This window comes from Streptomyces sp. NPDC003635, from assembly GCF_053587635.1.
Map to the genome: position 1 here is coordinate 18,129 of NZ_JBSFOK010000022.1, position 16,730 is coordinate 34,858.

Below are 16,730 nucleotides of genomic sequence, written 5' to 3' on the forward strand. Positions count from 1 at the left end.
CGCGTCCCGTCGCCGTCCTCGAACGTCTCAACAGCCCGGAGAATCCGCACTCTTCGCTTGTGCACGGCTATGGGAAGTTCCGGGCCGCATCGCTACCCTCCGCCCATGATTTCGACAGTGGTGTGGGGCACAGGGAACATGGGACGCGCGGCCGTCCGAGCCGTCGCCGCGCACCCGCTGCTCAGCCTGGCGGCGGTGTTGGTGTCCAGCCCGGCCAAGGTCGGCAAGGACGCGGGCGAGTTGGCCGGGATCGGCCGGCGTCTGGGCGTGGCGGCGACCGACGACGTGGAGGGGGTCCTCTCCAACACCCCTGACGCGGTCGTGTACACGGCGTCCGGTGATGTCCGCCCGGACGGCGCGATCGAGGACATCTGCCGGGCGTTGCGCGCGGGCGCGGTGGTCGTCACCCCGTCCCTGTACGGCATGTACGACTGCACCAACGCCCCGGAGGAGATCCGCGGCCCGCTGCTTCAGGCCGCGCTGGCCGGGGGCGGCGCGCTGTTCGTGTCGGGCGTGGACCCCGGTTGGGCCAACGACGTGCTCCCCCTGCTGGTCAGCGGCCTCGGCTCCGACATCGACGCCGTCCGCTGCCAGGAGATCTTCGACTACTCGACGTACGACCAGGAGGACGCGGTCCGTGACTTGGTCGGGATGGGACACCCGCTGGACTACCAGCCGCTGATGCTCGCCGAGGGGATCCCCACGATGATCTGGGGCGGACAGCTGCGGATGATGGCCCGGGCCCTGGGCGCCGAACTGGACGGGTTCGAGGAGAAGTTGGAGCGCCGGGCCCTGGAGGCGCCTGTCGTCACCGCCATGATGGGGGAGTTCCCGGCCGGTACGCAGGGAGCGATACGCCTCGAGGTGCAGGGCATGGTGCAGGGCGAGCCGCGCATCGTCATCGAGCACGTCACCCGCGTTCACGCCACCTGCGCACCGGACTGGCCGACACCACCGGGCGGCGGTGCCGGCGCACACCGCGTGATCATCGAAGGACGTCCCCGCATCGAGGTCACGGTGGAGGCCACCGACGAAGGGGAGAACAGGGCGGCCGGCGGCAACTCGACCGCGGCCGGCCGACTGGTGAACGCCATCGACTGGCTGGCCGAGGCCGAACCGGGTCTCTACGACGCACTCGACGTCCCGCTGCGCCCCGCGGCGGGCAGGCTGGGAAAGAAGTGACGATGCAGATCGACATCCCCGAGGGAGCCGACCCCATCACCTACGTCTGGGGCGAGATGGTCCCCGGGATCGGCCCGGCGGCCAGCGCGTTCTCCCTGGCCGTCTACGAGCACACGACTCTTGGACTGCGCGAGTTCGAGGCCGCCCGCCTGCGTATCGCGCAGCTCAACGGATGCCTGTTCTGCCTGGACTGGCGCACCGAACGGGACGGGGAGAAGGTCGAGGAGGGGTTCCTCGAGGCGGTCGCGCACTGGCGTACGACGGATGCCTTCGACGAACGAACCCGTCTGGCCGCCGAGTACGCGGACCGCTACGCCAGCGACCACCACAACCTGGACGCGGACTTCTGGACCCGGATGACAGCGCACTACAGTCAGGCGGAGATCGTCGAACTGTCCATGAGCATCGGCTCCTGGCTGGCCTTCGGCCGCCTCAACCACGTCCTGGGACTCGACAGCACCTGCGTGCTGCCGACGCCACAGCGTTCCTGACCCACGCCCGCGCCCACGGACCGTGTGGGGCGACAACTCGTCGATCTGGAAACGAAGTTGCCGTACGATTCCTACCTCGCCCAGCTGATGGACCATGCCTGCGCCGGCCCCGCCCTGTCCGCCGAGTACACCTGAGGCCGAAATGACGCACAGTCTCGTGGATCCGGGCACGATCACCCAGGAGATGGCCCTCCAGATCCGCAACTGGCGAGTCGACGAGGACTACAGCTGGCGCGCCGTGGCCCAGGCCGCGACCGACCTGTGGGGCTCCGCGTACGGCAGCAACCAGCTGTACGGCGAAGACCTCTGCCGGGTTGCGGCGCGGGTGCTGGGTGAGGATCCGTACCGAAAACCCTGGAACTGACGACCCACACGGCCTCATTCTCCCAGGTCAGAGGCTCTTTCGTGCCCATCCCCGTCGACGTGGGTCGCAGGCGGTGATGCCCTGTCCGCTGCCTGCGGTCGTTGCGGATTCAAAAGAAAAAAAGGGGTAGCTTTCTACAGAATTGTCGGTTTTGTATTGACTGGCGGGGGTAAAGGCGAGAACCGTGGGTCGGGAGGTGCGACAGTTCGACAACGCACTGCCGCACAGCCCACGACGGCGAGGAGGCTGAGCGGAATGACACGCGGAGTGCTGGCGAGGCGGATCGCGACGGCGCTGGGTGCCGGTGCCGCCGCCTGCGCCCTGAGCCTGGGCGGTGCCAGTGTGGCCGACGCCAAGATCGTGCCGGTCGACACCCAGTGCACCAACAAGGGCGGAAACCAGCCCGGAGGCCAGCAGCCCAGCTGCGGCGGCGCCGGGCTCATCCAGGAGTCCGAGAACCAGAACCCGGCGGGCCACGCCCCACCCGGACACAACTGACCCGCCCCGCACCCCCGGAGAATGCATTCGCACACACCGAACCACGGAAAAGAACGCCGCGGCGCCGGAGGGCCGCGGCGTTCTTTCTCCCTGCTCTAGTGGGCCGCGTCGGAGAATTCCACCCGCACCGCGACCACCGCCCCCGACGCATCCACGTCGGCCCACACGGGGAAGTAGCCGTCGCCCCGGCTCGTCGTGGCACAGAGCAGCCGGGCGCTGCCGACATCCACGGTCCCGGCCTCGACATCGGAAGCGCGCACCTCGCGCATGACCTGCCAGTGATGGGAGTGGGGCCGGAAGTCCACCATCATGCGGCGCCCGGTCTCCTCCTTCCAGTTCTGCAGGGTGAGGGCCTTACCGATCGCTTCCGCCACGGTCAGCCCTGTCCATCCGCGGACACCGTCCTCGCCGGGTTCGCCAAGCTCCGGAGCTGCGAACGTCGCGGCGGCCTCCTCCGCGGCAGCGCCCCAGAACGCGACGTCGGCCAACCCGTCGATGGATTCGTCGTGCTGCCAGACGTTCAGGGCATCGGCATCTCCGAACAGCACGCGGGCCCGGTCGACGCCGACGTAACCCAGCAGTACGGACGACTCCACCGGGACATCGCTCATCCGAACCGACATCTGTGACCAACACGGTTCGGCTCCCTCGCCCACATCGGTCCGCGAAGCGAACACCGGCAGATGGCGATCGCGGGGTACCCCTGCCACCACCACGACAGGCACCCCGAACATCAGGAAGCTGCCGCCGCCTTCATCGGCAGTGCGGCGCGTGCGTTGGGCGTGTGATTCGCGGTTCGGCAACGCCTCCAAGCGCGCCCTCAGACCGGCGGCAGCGCAGTGCTCCTCGAACATCCTGGAAAGCTTCACCGCCTGAGAGGCCGGGATGTCGTGGAGCATGACGCCCGGCTGCCGGTCGAAGCTGCGGGCCGCGGCCGAGGCGTCCGGGCCGACCACGGCAAAGTCCACCGAGTTGAGCACGTCGGCAGCCGTCTCCGGGTCGTCGACGCCGAGCAGAGCAGGATCGATCTCCGCCGGCGACCGCTCTCCGCTCCACAACCCCAGAAGACCGCCGTCCACGACGACCAGGACCCCCGAGGGGCAGCCGATCCCTCCCAGCCTGAAGATCTCTTCCATGGCGCGCGAGTCTACGTTCGCCCCGCCGGCAGTCGGCGCGGTGGGCGGGGCTGTCACATGGCGTTCGGCGGCTCTTCCGTTCTTCCGCGCTCACGCCCGCCGCTTCAGCCGCCGGACACTCGGGCCGATCGGCGCTGCGTGCGCAGGGCGGGCAGCCGGGCACGGTCCTCGGCGTCGGCCAGGCTCTCACCCTGGGCGAGGAGCGAAAGGAGTCGCACCGGTCGTCCGGCCGCGGCCTCCAGTTTGTGGTGGCCGTCGAGGAGGAAGTGCGTCAGGCACCAGTGCCGGTCATGGTCGTCCGGCAGCCCGGAGGCGGGCTCGCACACATCCAGAGTGGAGACCGCCACAGCCGTAGGGACCGTTCCTCGGTCCATGAGTCCGACGAACTCCTCGACGCGTTCTCGCGAGTTCCACGTCGGGGGAACCATCGGTACCACGAACTCATAGAGGTGAGCGGACGCGTCGACCGTGGTCTCGAAGGTCCGGTAGTACGGCGTCTGCGGGTAGTGCGGAAGGCCCCAGAACCCGTCGAGCCCCCACGTGGCCACCTGCTCGCCGCTGAAGTAGTCCCCTTCCTGGCCGGGAACGACCAGACGGGGCTCCACGCGGAGCAGCGCCGGAAGGTACTCGCCCTCGGGCAGCAACGCGCCGAACGCGTCGAGCACGCCCTCGTCGTCGTCAGAGACCAACTCACCGGTGAGCCGCTCCCGCACGATCTCCAGCGACAACGTCTCCCGCGCCGTCTCCAACCGGCGGAAAAGGAAGGGACATGTCCCGCACCAGAAGCTGAGTTCGAAGGCGGGGTCCCCGTCGACCACGAGCAATCGACGCCCCGGACCGCCGCCGGTCTCCCGCTGCTCCGCCTCGAAGCGCAGCCGCGCCTCGGGGGCCGGGACGCCGAGCCTGCGCGACGCGCCAAACTTGATCACCACGAGCCGACCGTAGGGGACGCGGCGGATCCGCACCACCGGTTACCGGGTGCGCGTCCGCCAGGGAGGTGGGACCGGGTGCCATGGCGGAGCGGGCGCATAGGATCACCGGCATGGCGCTGCGACCTGTGCACGTGATCATCAAGGCGGTCGATGCCTCAAGGGTCGGCCGGTTCTGGGCGGAGGCGCTCGGGTGGACGGCCTACAGCCCCGGCGTGGCCACCTACGTCGGACCCGCCGGCGGCCTCGTCTGGCCGGACCCGGTCTTCGTCGGCGTCGACGTGGTGCCCGTCCCGGAGGCCAAGACGGCGACGAAGAACCGGGTACACCTTGACCTCGCGACCAACTCCCTCGCCCACCAGGCGGAGTTGGTGGAGCGTCTGAAGGCCGTCGGTGCGACGCCCGCCGACGTGGGGCAGGGCGACGTACCGTGGACGGTTCTCGCCGACCCCGAGGGCAACGAGTTCTGTGTGCTGGAGCCTCGCGATATCTACCGGGACACCGGACCCGTCGCCGCGATCGTCGTCGACTGCTCGGATCCGCGGGCCATGGCCCGGTTCTGGGACGAGGCGACGGACTGGACCCTGCACGAGGTGACCGACGATCAGGCGGTCCTGCGCTCCGCCCAAGGGGCCGGCCCGTACCTTGAGTTCCTTCGGACTCCTGACGTGAAGACCGTGCCGGACCGTGTGCACGTCGACCTGCTGCCGTACCCCGACGACGACAAGGCGGCGGAGGTGGCCCGGCTGAAGGCTCTCGGCGCCACGGACCTCGACGTCGGCCAGGGCGACGTTCCCTGGACGTGCCTGACCGACCCGGAGGGCCACGAGTTCTGCGTCCTGGCCTTGTCCTGACGCGAAGCACCGTACTGCCGACGCCGGGACCCTGGCGGAAGCGAGGCGCGCCCTACGCCCGTCACGATCGTCCCGCGGTGGCCGCTGCCGCTGCCGTCCCCGGGGGATGGAGGAGGGTGAAGATCCGCTCGAATCTGGCGTTCATCTCGGCGGCGGTCTGTTCGGGATGGTGCCGCCACCAGGCGACGGAGGCGCTGACGGTCCCGTACCAGAGGTGCGTGGCGAAGTCGGCGTCGAGCGGTTCGGTGGCGGGGGAGCCGCTGAGGAACGTGGTGACTCCGGTCGAGCCCAGGCGGTTGAGTTCCCGTCGGTGGACGGTTGCCGCGGTATGCAGGTCGGTGCCGGGGAGCAGGGTCGGGTCGTAGACGAGCTCCCAGTCGTGCAGGCGGTTTTCCAGTGTCTGGAAGATGGCCCGCATGGTGCGGGCGGCCCGGGTGAGGTCGGCGGGTCCGGTCGCGGCCGCGGTGACGGCTGCTACGAGGCGGGTGCCGGCGCGGTCCAGACAGGCCAGGTACAGACCGTCCTTGGAGCCGAAGTACTCGTAGATCAGAGGCTTGGTGATGCCGGCGCGTGCCGCCACGTTCGCTGTCGAGCCGCGAGCGTAGCCCTTCCTGCCGAACTCCTCGGCCGCCGCGTCGAGGATCAGCTGTTCGCGTTCCTTGCGGGGCATCCCCTTGGTGCCGACCCCGCGCGTGCCCTTGTCCTTGCTCATCCCTGCACTCCATGCCAGATTGACTGTCCAGTAACTTACCCTGCGTTCAGATCGGTGGTGCGGCAGTGAGCGGCAAAACGCGTTCGTGGTGGGGATGGGGCAACGTCGAGGACGCCGTGACCGGGCCGGAACGCGCCGAACTCACCCGGCGCACCGCGCAGTTGCTGCCGGGCGCCGACCTGACCGTGCGCCCGGCGCCCCCCGTCGCGTCCTTCGACGTGCCCGCGAGCAGGATCACCCCGCCGTCGGCGCTGCGGGGCATCGTCTCCGAGGACGTCCGCGACCGGCTCGCCCACAGCCACGGGCAGGCGTTCCGCGACGTCGTACGGGCGCTGCTGGGCCGGTTGCCCCACGTACCCGACCTCGTCGCCCGCCCCACCTCGGAAGCCGAGGTCGTCCAGGTCCTGGACTGGTGCGCCGACGCCTGCATCGCGGTCATCCCCTTTGGCGGCGGCTCGTCCGTCGTGGGCGGTGTGGAGCCCCGCGTGGGCGACGCGTACCCCGGGGTCGTCAGCCTGGACCTCACCTCAATGAACCAGGTCCTGGAGGTCGATGCGGCCAGCCGCGCCGCGCTCGTCCAGGCCGGGACCTTCGGCCCGCAGCTGGAGGAACAACTGAGGCCCCGCGGATACACGCTGCGGTTCTTCCCCCAGTCCTTCGAGTTCTCCACTCTCGGCGGCTGGCTCGCCACCCGGGCGGGCGGCCACTTCGCCACCTACCTCACGCACATCGACGACCTCACCGAGTCGCTGCGGGTCATCACGCCCTCCGGCGCGCTGGAGAGCCGCCGACTCCCCGCTTCAGGCGCCGGGCCGTCCCCGGACCGCATGTTCCTCGGTTCCGAAGGCACTCTGGGCGTCATCACCCAAGCCTGGGTACGGCTCCAGGACCGCCCCCGCTGGCGGGCCGGCGCCGCGGTCGCCTTCACCGACTACGACGCCGGCGTCCAGGCCGTGCGAGCGCTGTCCCAGTCCGGACTGAACCCCGCCAACTGCCGACTCCTGGACCCGGTGGAGGCGCTCATCAACGCGGGCTCCGCGAGCGCGGTCCTGGTCCTCGGCTTCGAATCCGCCGACCACCCGGTCACGGCCGGGATGGAACGCGCACTGGAACTCTGCCGCGACCACGGCGGCACCCTGCCCGAACCGGCCCGCTACACCGACAGTTCGGACCGGACCGCGCGCGGCGGCGCCGCCGACACCTGGCGCTCCGCCTTCCTGCGCATGCCGTACCAGCGCGACGCGCTCGCCGCCCAGGGCATGATCGTGGAGACCTTCGAGACGGCCTGCACCTGGGACCGGTTCGAGACGCTGCGCGCGGCCGTCGACGACGCCGCCCAGGACGCCATGCGCCAAGTGGGCGTCGCGGGCGTCGTGACGTGCCGCTTCACCCACGTCTACCCCGACGGCCCGGCCCCCTACTTCGGCATCTACGCCGCGGGCCACTGGGGCAAGACGGTGGAACAGTGGGACGAGATCAAGCAGGCCGTTTCCCAGGCCCTCATCTCGACCGGCGGCACCATCACCCACCACCACGCGATCGGCCGCGACCACCGCCCCTGGTACGACCAGCAACGCCCCGACCTCTTCGCCGCCGCCCTGCGGGCCGGAAAAGCGGTGCTCGACCCGCGGGGGATCCTCAATCCGGGCGTGGTCATCGATCCCCGGCGCTGAACCTCGTCGACCGCTGTCACAGTGTCACAAACGTGTGCGCAGACGGACCCCTGTCGATGTGAAGGGGCGGAAACACCGCTGCCATGAGGCAATATCACCGGGACACACCGACTCCCGGGGGACTTCTCATGGCTCACACTCTTCGTTCACGCCGCCGCACCGCTGCCGTGGTCGCCGCTCTGTCGTTCGGCGTCATGGCGCTGACCGCTTGCGAAGGCGGCTCGGAGACGGACGGGGCCGCGCCGAGCGCCCCCGCGAGCGCGTCTCCCGCGGGTGCTGACAAGGGCACCGAGTCGCCCTCGACGGCCGCCCCGGAGGACGGCGGCAGCGACAGCGGCAGCACCTCCGGCGGGGCTGGCGCCACGCCGTCCTCGACGCCCGACTCCGGAGACGGTCAGGACGGGGGAGTGGGGATGTGTGAGACGTCGGACCTGAGCTACGACGTCACGGTCGCGTCCAGGCCGGTCAACCACGCGCTGCTGACGGCGACCAACACGAGCGGCGACCCGTGTCTGCTGCCTGCGAACGAGCTCGTCATCACGATTCCCGGACTCGACGGCGCCGCCGAGCACATGGGTCCTGAGGGCACGGACTGGATGCTGGAGGACGGGGAGCGCGCCTACGCCGGGATCATGTTCTCGAAGGCCGACACCGCGGGCGGCAAGAGCGCCGAGGACGTGGAAGTCGCGCTGACCGCGGCGGAGAGCCCGGCGACGGTGCCGATCAACGACGGTCCCGTCACGGTCAACGACGGTCAGGTCACCAGCTTCTTCGGTACGGCCGAGGACGCGCTCACCTACTGAGGCGGCCCGGCGGAACGCGGCTGGATCCGGGTCCCTTCACTCGCTCTCCAGCCAGTCGGTGTACCAGGTGCGAAAGTCGGTGCTGATCGGTACGAAGCCGCCCCAGTCCGGGTCGATCTGCCAGACCTCGCCGGTCCGAGGGCCGTTCAGGACGAGCCGGACGAAGATTCCGCAGCCCTGCTCGGCCAGCGTGAGGGTGCCCCGGGTCAGGGCGTCGGCCCGGCCGCCGAGCCGGCCGAGGGCGGGGGCCATGAGGGGGAAGGGTTCGGCGAGTCGGCCCGGTAGGCGGTCTTCCCGCCATTCGTCGTCCACGGCCCAGTCGTCGTCCGCCTCGGGGCGGGGGGACGTCAACGGCATCAGCCCGTGGCCGGGGCCCGCGGGTCCGTTGCCCACCTCCGCGACGAAAGACCGGTACTCCACCGGCAGATCGACACCGTGGCCCTCCTCGAACGCCCTGATCTCCGCCTCCGGGAGCCGAGGTGCCAGCTCGTACCGGTGCGTCGCCGCGCCGAAACGCTCCCGGCGCGGGTCCGCTGCTGCCATCGCCTGTATCCGTGTGCGTACGACGCTCTCGTCCCAGCCGCCCATCGCCTGACCGTAGCAATGACCCAGTGGCTCTCGGCTCCCCGAGTGGTGATGCCACGTCTTCGTGGCGTCGGTGCGCGCAGTCCTCTACCCGAGGGCGAGCATCGCCTCGGCGACCTCGTCGGCCGCCGTATCGGGGAGGGCGGTGGCGGCCGACTCCAGGACCAGCAGGCGTGCGCCGGGGATGTCGCGGGCGAGTGCCTCGCCGTTGCCGACGGGGAAGAAGCGGTCGTGGCGGCCGTGGACGACGAGCGTGGGGACGGCGACCTCGGGCAGCCGCTCCCGCCAGCGCGGTGTGCAGTCGAGCCGGGAGAACACCATCCCCAGCTGGTTGGCCATGTGGACCGCGGGGGCGGTGCCGGGTGTGCGGTCCCAGACGCGTGCGGCGCGCTCGCGTTCCGCGTCGGGGTCGTCGCCGAGGATGTCCGCGCCGAGGGCGGCGAACTCCGCCACCGCCTCGCGGTCGGTCCAATCGGGCATCGGATGCGCGAACAGCCGGCGCATCGTCGCCTGGTCATGATCGGGGAGGTCGTCATCGGGCGGGCCGGGCGCGACCGGCCGGGTGCCGGCCAGGGTCAGTGCCGAGAAGGCTCCCGGATGGTCGAGCACCGCCACCTGGGCGACCATTCCGCCGACGCCGATCCCCGCGAGGTGGGCGGGTTTACCGCCGAGTGCGTCGGCGAGAGCGGCCGCGTCGGCGGCGAGGTCCCGCAAGGTGTAGGCGGGCGCGTTCGGGTCCGCCGTGGTCGACTCCCCGCTGTCGCGCAGGTCGTAGCGCACCACGCGGCGCCCGCCCGCGGCAAGGCGCTCACAGAGCGCGTCGGGCCAGGAGAGCATCGTCGTGCCGCCTGCGAGCAGGACGAGCGGCGCGCCGTCGTCGCCGAACGACTCGATACCCAATGCGATGTCGTTGGCCTTGACCGTGGTCATGGGATCTCCGGAGAACGGTTGTCGGTCAGGTGCGCCGCGTTCGATGTCGTGGGCATGCTCCGCTGCATCGCGGGTGCGGCACATTTCCAGTCACGACAGACGAGACCCGATCCACTGCGCGAACTCATCGCTCTCCGCGAAGTATCTGCCGGTACCCCGCCGACGACTTCGCCCTCGTCCATGGGCGACCACTATCGGTCGGCAGGGCCATGTCCCGGCCGCCTGATCCGGGCGTGGGCCGCGGGTCGGCCGGGCTGGTCGAGGGGGGTCGGTTCCGGCAGGGCGGGCCAGTAGTGCTCGGTGAAGACGCGGGCGACGAGTTCGCCGCGGCTGGAGACGGATGTCTTGGTGAAGACGGCTTTGATGTGGTCGCGGACCGTGTGCGGGGAGATGAACAGCGCCGTGGCGATCTCGGCGGTGGTCAGGCCGCGTGCGATGAGCTGGGTGATCTGGAGTTCTCGCGGTGTCAGGCTGTAGGCCTCGGCGACCAGCACCGCGAGTTCGGTGGGTGCGGCGGGCTCGATGACGAGGGCCACCGGGCCGGGGCGGCCGCCGACGCCGGTGAGGGTGGAGGCATGGCAGTTCAGCCACTGGCCCTCGGTGGTGCGGATGCGCACCCGGGCGTGGCCGTGGTCGCGGCCGTCGGCGATGGCCCGTGCCTGGAGGGCGGTGCCGATCACCCAGATGGGCAGATTCAGTCCCAGGGGTGAGGGGAAGGACGGCCCGTTCGGCAGCAGTGCGAGGTAGTGCCGTGCCTCGTCGTTGACCGACGTGGCCTCGCCCGACTCGTCGAAGAAGACCAGGCCGGGCGCGGGTGAGTGCGCCGGGGGTGTGGTGGGGGAGGGCCTGGCGAGGCTGCGCAGCCTGGCGGCGAGCGGGCGGGACAGGTCGGCGAGCAGGGTGAGTTCGGCCGTACCGAACGCGTTGGTGGCGCGGAAGAGGCTGACCAGGCCCCATGGGCGGTCGCCGATCCGTAGCACCGCGCGCAGTTCGTCGTGGACGCCCTGGCCGCGCAGGAGGCGCCGGAAGCGGGCGCTGCGGGCGGGCAGATCGCCGGTTGCGGCGCGCAACGTCGCGGCTGGTACGGGCGCGCGGGCCAGTTCGCGGAACGGGACGACGTTCTCTTCCAGGAGTTCGCTCTCCCAGTAGGCGGCACAACCCTCACCGGAGCCGAGGTTCTCGGTCAGCATCGGGGCCGTGATCAGCCCCGTCTCCGGGTCGGCCGCCGTCCATACGGCCGAGTCGTGGGGCACCAGCCGCCGCAGCCCGGCCGAGGCCTGGCTGAACAACTCCACCGCGTCGACGGCCCGTTCGGCGGCCGACAGCACCGCTCGTGATGGATCAGTCATGTGCGTCCCCCTCCGCCGGTCAGCCTGCCCGGATCACTGCTGGACGCCAACCCCTCATCTGAGGGGGGTCGTGCCCACCGACCGCCCCGTGCACGGGGGATGGGGTTCGGCGGCGGCATTGACCAGGCTCGACGACGTACAACTCGACCACCACCAAAGGGAGATCATGGACATCGCGATTGTCGGAGGCGGCTCGGCAGCGGTCGGCCTGCTGGACGCGCTGGCCGCCGGAGAGGGCGCCGAGGAAGGCGGGGCCGGTACGATCACGGTCTTCGAGCCCTCGCCCCACCTGTGGCGGGGCCGGCCGTACGGCCCGGACCTGGACTCGGTGCTGGTGAACACGCCTCCCGCCCTGATGTCGATCCGGCGCGGCGACTTCGGCCACTACGCGGCCTGGTTGGGCGAGCGCGGCGCAGGTCACGTGGACGAGTTCCTGGGGCAGCCACTGGTCCCGCGGGCGCTCTTCGGCGAGTATCTGGCGCACACCGCCGAGAAGGCCGTCGCGGCCCTGGGCGAGCGGGGCCGGGTGGTGCGCGTCGTGTCCGCCGGCGTGACCGGGGCAGCCCGCCGCGGAGCCCGGCTCGTGCTGCGCACGCACGACACAGGGGAGTTCGAGGCCACGCATCTGGCGCTGTGCGTGGGCGGAGGGACACCCCCGGACCTGTACGGGCTCGCGGGCAACCCGGGCTTCACGGCCGACCCCTACCCGCTGTCCGACACCCTCGGCCGCATCCCCGTCGACGGCGACGTGGCGGTCATCGGCGCCGGACTGACCGCCGTGGACGTCGTCGTGGCGCTCGCCGCCCGCGGGCACCGGGGGCGGATCACGCTCCTGTCGCGCAGCGGAGTGCTGCCGCATGTCTGGCAGCGCCCGGACGGCCGGCGCCCACGCCACGTGACCGTCGAACGCGTGGCGGAGCTGCACCAGGCGCGGGGCCGGGTCGCGCTCGACGACCTCATCGGGCTGCTGCGCGCGGAACTGGCCGAGGCCGGGGAGGACTTCGACGAGTTCGCGGCCGAACTGCTCGCCACCGAGCAGGAGGACCCGGTCCGGCGGCTCCGGCGGCAGATCGCCGCCGTCGACGACGCCCGGATCGGGCGCCGCGTGCTGCAGCAGACGGCACACAGTGTCGGTCCGTACGTGTGGCGGCTGCTGCCCGAGTCCGACCGCGCCCGGTTGCGCCGCCGTCTGCGTACGGCCGTCAGCGTGGCGTCGCCGATGGTTCCGGTGAACGCCCTCGTCCTGATGCGGCTGCTGGACTCCGGCCAGCTCGCCGTCACATCCCGCGTCCGCGGGATCGAGCCCGTCAGCGGGCGGTTCAGAGTGCGATGCGACGACAGCGAACACACCGCGGAGTTCGTCATCAACGCCGTGAACCCGCCCCCGCGGGCCGTCCCCGCCACCGCACACCACCTGGTCCAGTCCCTGGTCGCCGCCGGGTTGGCCACGCTCCACCCGTCCGGCGGCCTGACCCCCGCCGACCCCCGCGTGCAGGTGGTCGGCGATCTGACCGGGGGCGGCTCGTTCATCACCTCCAGCCTGCTCGGCGTCGCCGCCCAGGCGGCGGACGCCGCTGAAGCCCTGCGGACGGCCTGAGGTGCTCGGCATGCCGATGTGATGCGTGTCACTGCCTGGGTGCGTCGGGTGGGGTGTGCGCGATCATGCTCGGAATGGACTCTCGTTTCCTTGGTATCGCCGATCTGGTCGAAGTCCCGTCCGTGGCCGTCGTCGTCGATGTCATGCGTGCCTTTACGGTGGCTGCCTGGGCCTTCGGCCAGGGAGCGGAGAAGATCGTTCTCGCCGAGTCGCTGGACGGCGCTCTGGCGCTGAAGGCCCGTCACCCGGAGTGGGTGGCGCTCAAGGACGGTCCGCCCGCGCCCGGGTTCGACCTGGTCAACTCGCCGGGCCTGCTGCGGTCCGCCGACCTTGACGGCCGAACCGTCGTGCAGAAGACCACGGCGGGGACGGTCGGCGCCCTCGCCGTCCAGGAGGCGCCGCTCGTGCTGTGCGCCGGTTTCGTGGTGGCGGGGGCCACGGCTCGGCTTCTGCGGACGCGCGGGGGCGACAAGGTGACGTTCGTGGTCACCGGCGAGGGCGGACAGGCCGAAGAGGATCTGGCGTGTGCGCAGTACATCGCTCTCAGAGCCGCCGATCCCGGCGCGGACGCGGCTGCCTTCCTCCGCCGCGCCGCGACGTCACGCGCCGCCGCCGAACTGGCGCAGGGGGTGCGCCAGGGCGTCCATCCCGATGACGTCGCCCTGTGTCTCGAAGTCGACCGGTTCCCCTTCGCCATGGTGGCGGCCTTGGAGGAATCACTTATGGTCCTGCGGCCCCACCCGATGCCTCTGGCGACGGACCAGGACCCGGTCTGAGCTTCACCCCCTCCCCGCGGATGCCCGGTGAAGCCGCCCCGGCCGGTTGCGCCGGCGACCGGCGTCACGGTCAGCGACCGGTTCGGCCTCAAGCGAAGGCCGGCCGGCCGTGCACCGTCCACCGGCGCGGGAGGGCTCCTCGCGATCCCCGTCGGCCGCCCGCGCCACGAGTGGCCGTGAGAAGGGCGCTCACGGCCTGAACGGATTGGGTTCGCGAGCCGTATCCTTACCCGATCGAGGTTCGCATTTTGCCGGATTCCTTGGTCTTCATGGGCTTTGCGCACACGGGCCGTGAGTCATGCGGCCTCGGGGGAGGGGGGGCGGCCATGATGGCGGCGAGTGACACGGTGCGGGTGAGTACGGTGCTGCCGGTGGATGCGGCGCGCCGGGTGATGTGGGCGTTCGTCATCGTCAACGTGGCGGTCGTCGAGGCGCTGTTCCTCAGCGCCGGCGAGGGCAAGAACGACGTGCTCACGGTGGCGAAATGGTTCGGGCTGCACGCGGCCCTGCTGATCATGTTTCAACTGCTGCTGGTGGCCCGGCTGCCCTGGCTGGACCGGCGTATCGGCATGGACCGGCTCACGGTGTGGCACCGCTGGGTCGGATTCGCCCTGCTGTGGACGATCCTGACCCACGCCACGCTGGTGGTGCTGGGATTCGCGACACTCGACGACACCTCCATGGGGAAGACGTTCGTCGCGCTGAGCGGGGTTCCGGCCTCTTTGCTGGGCATGCTCGCCGCGGCCGTCATCGTCGTGATCGGAGTGGTCTCCACGCGGGCGGTGCGGCGTCGGCTGCAGTACGAGGTGTGGCACGGGCTGCACCTGCTGCTCTACGTGGCGCTGGGGCTGGCCTTCGTCCATCAGCTGCAGGAGACGACGACTTTCACCGCCTCCGCGTTCGCCACGGCCTACTGGTGGTGCCTGTGGCTGTTCGCGTTCGGTGCGCTGCTGACCGGGCGGATCGCCGTGCCGCTGTGGCGCAACGCCTACCACCGCTTCCGCGTCGTCGCCGTGGTGCCGGAGTCGCTGAACGCGGTCTCGGTGTACGTGAGCGGACGGCACCTGGACAAGTTCCCCGCCCGGGCCGGACAGTTCTGCATCTGGCGGTTTCCCGGGCACAACGGCTGGTGGACCGCCAACCCCTTCTCCCTGTCGGCGGCGCCGGGCGGACAGGGCCTGCGTCTGACGGCCAAGGCGGTGGGCGGCACCAGCGCCGGTCTGCGGAACGTCCCGGCCGGCAGCCGTGCCTTCGTCGAAGGGCCGTACGGGGCGTTCACGTCGTTGCACCGATCGAAGCCCGGCGCCCTGCTGATCGCCGGTGGTGTGGGGATCACGCCCGTGCGGGCCCTGGTGGAGGAACAGGGGAGCGGCGATGTCGTCGTGCTCTACCGGGTGCGGAGCGAGGGGGACGCGGTGCTGCTGAACGAGGTGCGCCACCTGGTCGCGCAGCGGGGCGGACGGCTGCACCTGCTCACCGGCAGGACCGGCGAGTCAGGCGTCCCGCCGCTCGGTCCGGGCGCCCTGCGGCAGCTGGTCCCGGACATCACCGAACGCGACGTGTACGTGTGCGGTCCGCCGGCCATGACCGCCGCCGTGCTCGCCGCTCTGCGGGACCTGCGAGTGCCCACGCGGCAGGTGCACTCGGAGCGGTTCGGCATGGCCTGAGGCGCACGGCGACGGCCCGGATGCCCAGGGGTGCTTCGCAAGGACGCGAGCGGATGCTCACTTCGCAGGGGCGGACCAGGCCGCCACAAGCGCCTGTCGATCTGGGAAACGGGGGCCGGGGAACGTCTCCTGGACTGATTCGCCCCTTAGCCAGACCACTTGCTCGGGGGCCCCGTCGCCGGTGTCGAACAGGCAACACACTGCGCCGCTGTCGGCGGCGAGGTCGGTGAACACCTTTCTCACGCTGCCCGACTGCGCGAACAAGCGGCTCATCCCCGACGTCGCGGCCCAGCATTCCACCGACGCGTAGTCAGGGTGCAGGGAGGACGCGAACCTGACCGTGGCGTAGATGTACCCGATCTGGAGGCGGCCGTCCGCGTCGGGCTCGGGGCCGCCCGTCCGCGCATACTCGCGCAGTGTGTCGTCGACGTCGACCATGAGGGACATGTCGAGTTCGAGCCTGCCGCTCGTGGAGCAGTCGACCGGGTCTCTCTCGAAGCGGGACGTGAACGGGAGGAGAAGCCGCCCACCGCCGGGCAGGGTGACTTCGAGCGGCGCTACGGCACGAGCCGGCGGGGCCAGCCTGGCCAGTTCGGCCAACGCCCGGGCGACATTCCGCGGGCGCAGATAGACTTCGTAGCCGTAGACCAGCCCCATGTTCCCCCTGGCTCGTCGTCACGAGACGCCCTCGTGCCGCTCAGTCGATACAGAACTCGTTGCCCTCGATGTCCAGCATCGGGATGCACGCGTCATTGCCGTCGTACAGCGTCTGGACGTGCACCGCGCCGAGCGGGATCAGGCGCGCGCACTCGGCTTCGAGGGCGGCGAGCCGTTCCTCTCCCACCAGTCCGGTGCCGACCCGCACGTCGAGATGGACCCGGTTCTTGGCGGCTTTCCCTTCGGGAACACGCTGAAAGTACAACCTCGGGCCCACGCCTGAGGGATCGACGCAGGCGAACCACGCGTCCTGCTCCTCCGACGGCAGGGAGCGCCTGAACTCGTCCCACGTGGCACATCCCTCCGGCGGCGGCGGTACGACGTACCCCAACACCTCACACCAGAAGCGAGCGAGACGCTCGGGTTCCGCGCAGTCGAAGGTGACTTGGAACTGCTTGATCGAGGGCATCGGCGCACCCTACCAAGGCCGTCCGGCTCACCAGGTCTTGCCGGTCTGCTCCAGCCGC

The 16,730-nt window shown here is 70.8% G+C and carries 18 protein-coding genes; 10 read left to right on the top strand and 8 right to left on the bottom strand.

Going from position 1 to position 16,730, the window contains the following annotated elements; translation table 11 throughout:
- Window positions 1–105 precede the first annotated feature (105 nt).
- The 4 genes from ACWDRW_RS21315 (at window position 106) to ACWDRW_RS21330 (ending at window position 2,535) form a co-directional block, all read left to right on the top strand.
- The gene (locus ACWDRW_RS21315) at window positions 106–1,182 is read left to right on the top strand and encodes an NAD(P)H-dependent amine dehydrogenase family protein (RefSeq protein ID WP_451725310.1); all 1,077 of its coding nucleotides are present in this window, start codon (window positions 106–108) and stop codon (window positions 1,180–1,182) included.
- A 2-nt stretch (window positions 1,183–1,184) separates the two neighbouring features.
- A complete protein-coding gene (locus ACWDRW_RS21320; RefSeq protein WP_451725311.1) occupies window positions 1,185–1,673 on the top strand; it encodes a carboxymuconolactone decarboxylase family protein in 489 nt (162 codons plus the stop codon).
- 142 nt (window positions 1,674–1,815) lie between these two features.
- Entirely contained in the window at window positions 1,816–2,037 is a 222-nt protein-coding gene (locus ACWDRW_RS21325; RefSeq protein ID WP_451725312.1) for a hypothetical protein, read from the top strand.
- A 255-nt stretch (window positions 2,038–2,292) separates the two neighbouring features.
- Window positions 2,293–2,535: a hypothetical protein gene (locus tag ACWDRW_RS21330; protein WP_451725313.1), complete on the top strand. Its 243-nt coding sequence runs from the start codon at window positions 2,293–2,295 to the stop codon at window positions 2,533–2,535.
- 95 nt (window positions 2,536–2,630) lie between these two features.
- On the opposite strand, the gene ACWDRW_RS21335 is transcribed toward ACWDRW_RS21330, so the two are convergent.
- Complete coding sequence (locus ACWDRW_RS21335; RefSeq protein WP_451725314.1) at window positions 2,631–3,671, bottom strand: hypothetical protein; 1,041 nt, start codon at window positions 3,669–3,671, stop codon at window positions 2,631–2,633.
- Window positions 3,672–3,775: 104 nt separating this feature from the next.
- Window positions 3,776–4,603: a hypothetical protein gene (locus tag ACWDRW_RS21340; RefSeq protein ID WP_451725315.1), complete on the bottom strand. Its 828-nt coding sequence runs from the start codon at window positions 4,601–4,603 to the stop codon at window positions 3,776–3,778.
- Window positions 4,604–4,713: 110 nt separating this feature from the next.
- Between ACWDRW_RS21340 and ACWDRW_RS21345 the strand changes: the two genes are divergently transcribed.
- A complete protein-coding gene (locus ACWDRW_RS21345; protein WP_451725317.1) occupies window positions 4,714–5,454 on the top strand; it encodes a VOC family protein in 741 nt (246 codons plus the stop codon).
- Between the two features lie 61 nt (window positions 5,455–5,515).
- Here ACWDRW_RS21345 and ACWDRW_RS21350 read toward each other — a convergent pair whose 3' ends face one another.
- Entirely contained in the window at window positions 5,516–6,166 is a 651-nt protein-coding gene (locus tag ACWDRW_RS21350; RefSeq protein ID WP_451725319.1) for a TetR/AcrR family transcriptional regulator, read from the bottom strand.
- A gap of 65 nt (window positions 6,167–6,231) precedes the next feature.
- On the opposite strand from ACWDRW_RS21350, the gene ACWDRW_RS21355 reads away from it, so the two are divergent.
- Together ACWDRW_RS21355 and ACWDRW_RS21360 are read left to right on the top strand one after the other, a co-directional pair.
- The gene (locus tag ACWDRW_RS21355; RefSeq protein ID WP_451725321.1) at window positions 6,232–7,839 is read left to right on the top strand and encodes an FAD-binding oxidoreductase; all 1,608 of its coding nucleotides are present in this window, start codon (window positions 6,232–6,234) and stop codon (window positions 7,837–7,839) included.
- A gap of 128 nt (window positions 7,840–7,967) precedes the next feature.
- A complete protein-coding gene (locus ACWDRW_RS21360) occupies window positions 7,968–8,642 on the top strand; it encodes a DUF4232 domain-containing protein (RefSeq protein WP_451725322.1) in 675 nt (224 codons plus the stop codon).
- 36 nt (window positions 8,643–8,678) lie between these two features.
- Here the strand turns inward: ACWDRW_RS21360 and ACWDRW_RS21365 are convergent, their stop codons facing one another.
- The 3 genes from ACWDRW_RS21365 to ACWDRW_RS21375 all read right to left on the bottom strand — a co-directional run bounded on the left by ACWDRW_RS21365 (window position 8,679) and on the right by ACWDRW_RS21375 (window position 11,506).
- The gene (locus ACWDRW_RS21365) at window positions 8,679–9,185 is read right to left on the bottom strand and encodes an SMI1/KNR4 family protein (RefSeq protein ID WP_451725323.1); all 507 of its coding nucleotides are present in this window, start codon (window positions 9,183–9,185) and stop codon (window positions 8,679–8,681) included.
- Between the two features lie 129 nt (window positions 9,186–9,314).
- Window positions 9,315–10,157 carry an alpha/beta fold hydrolase gene (locus tag ACWDRW_RS21370; protein WP_451725324.1) on the bottom strand — a complete coding sequence of 281 codons (843 nt, stop codon included), beginning with the start codon at window positions 10,155–10,157 and terminating at the stop codon, window positions 9,315–9,317.
- 191 nt (window positions 10,158–10,348) lie between these two features.
- Window positions 10,349–11,506, bottom strand: coding sequence for a helix-turn-helix domain-containing protein (locus ACWDRW_RS21375; RefSeq protein WP_451725326.1), 1,158 nt, complete (start codon window positions 11,504–11,506; stop codon window positions 10,349–10,351).
- A 70-nt stretch (window positions 11,507–11,576) separates the two neighbouring features.
- Between ACWDRW_RS21375 and ACWDRW_RS21380 the strand changes: the two genes are divergently transcribed.
- From ACWDRW_RS21380 to ACWDRW_RS21390, 3 genes are all read left to right on the top strand, one after another.
- Complete coding sequence (locus ACWDRW_RS21380) at window positions 11,577–13,103, top strand: FAD/NAD(P)-binding protein (protein ID WP_451725327.1); 1,527 nt, start codon at window positions 11,577–11,579, stop codon at window positions 13,101–13,103.
- Between the two features lie 74 nt (window positions 13,104–13,177).
- Window positions 13,178–13,879, top strand: coding sequence for a 2-phosphosulfolactate phosphatase (locus ACWDRW_RS21385; RefSeq protein ID WP_451725328.1), 702 nt, complete (start codon window positions 13,178–13,180; stop codon window positions 13,877–13,879).
- A 326-nt stretch (window positions 13,880–14,205) separates the two neighbouring features.
- Window positions 14,206–15,546 carry a ferredoxin reductase family protein gene (locus ACWDRW_RS21390; protein ID WP_451725330.1) on the top strand — a complete coding sequence of 447 codons (1,341 nt, stop codon included), beginning with the start codon at window positions 14,206–14,208 and terminating at the stop codon, window positions 15,544–15,546.
- A gap of 57 nt (window positions 15,547–15,603) precedes the next feature.
- On the opposite strand, the gene ACWDRW_RS21395 is transcribed toward ACWDRW_RS21390, so the two are convergent.
- Together ACWDRW_RS21395 and ACWDRW_RS21400 are read right to left on the bottom strand one after the other, a co-directional pair.
- Window positions 15,604–16,203 (bottom strand): hypothetical protein, encoded by a 600-nt coding sequence (locus tag ACWDRW_RS21395; RefSeq protein ID WP_451725332.1) that lies wholly within the window; start codon window positions 16,201–16,203, stop codon window positions 15,604–15,606.
- 40 nt (window positions 16,204–16,243) lie between these two features.
- The gene (locus ACWDRW_RS21400; protein ID WP_451725333.1) at window positions 16,244–16,672 is read right to left on the bottom strand and encodes a VOC family protein; all 429 of its coding nucleotides are present in this window, start codon (window positions 16,670–16,672) and stop codon (window positions 16,244–16,246) included.
- Between the last annotated feature and the right edge of the window lie 58 nt (window positions 16,673–16,730).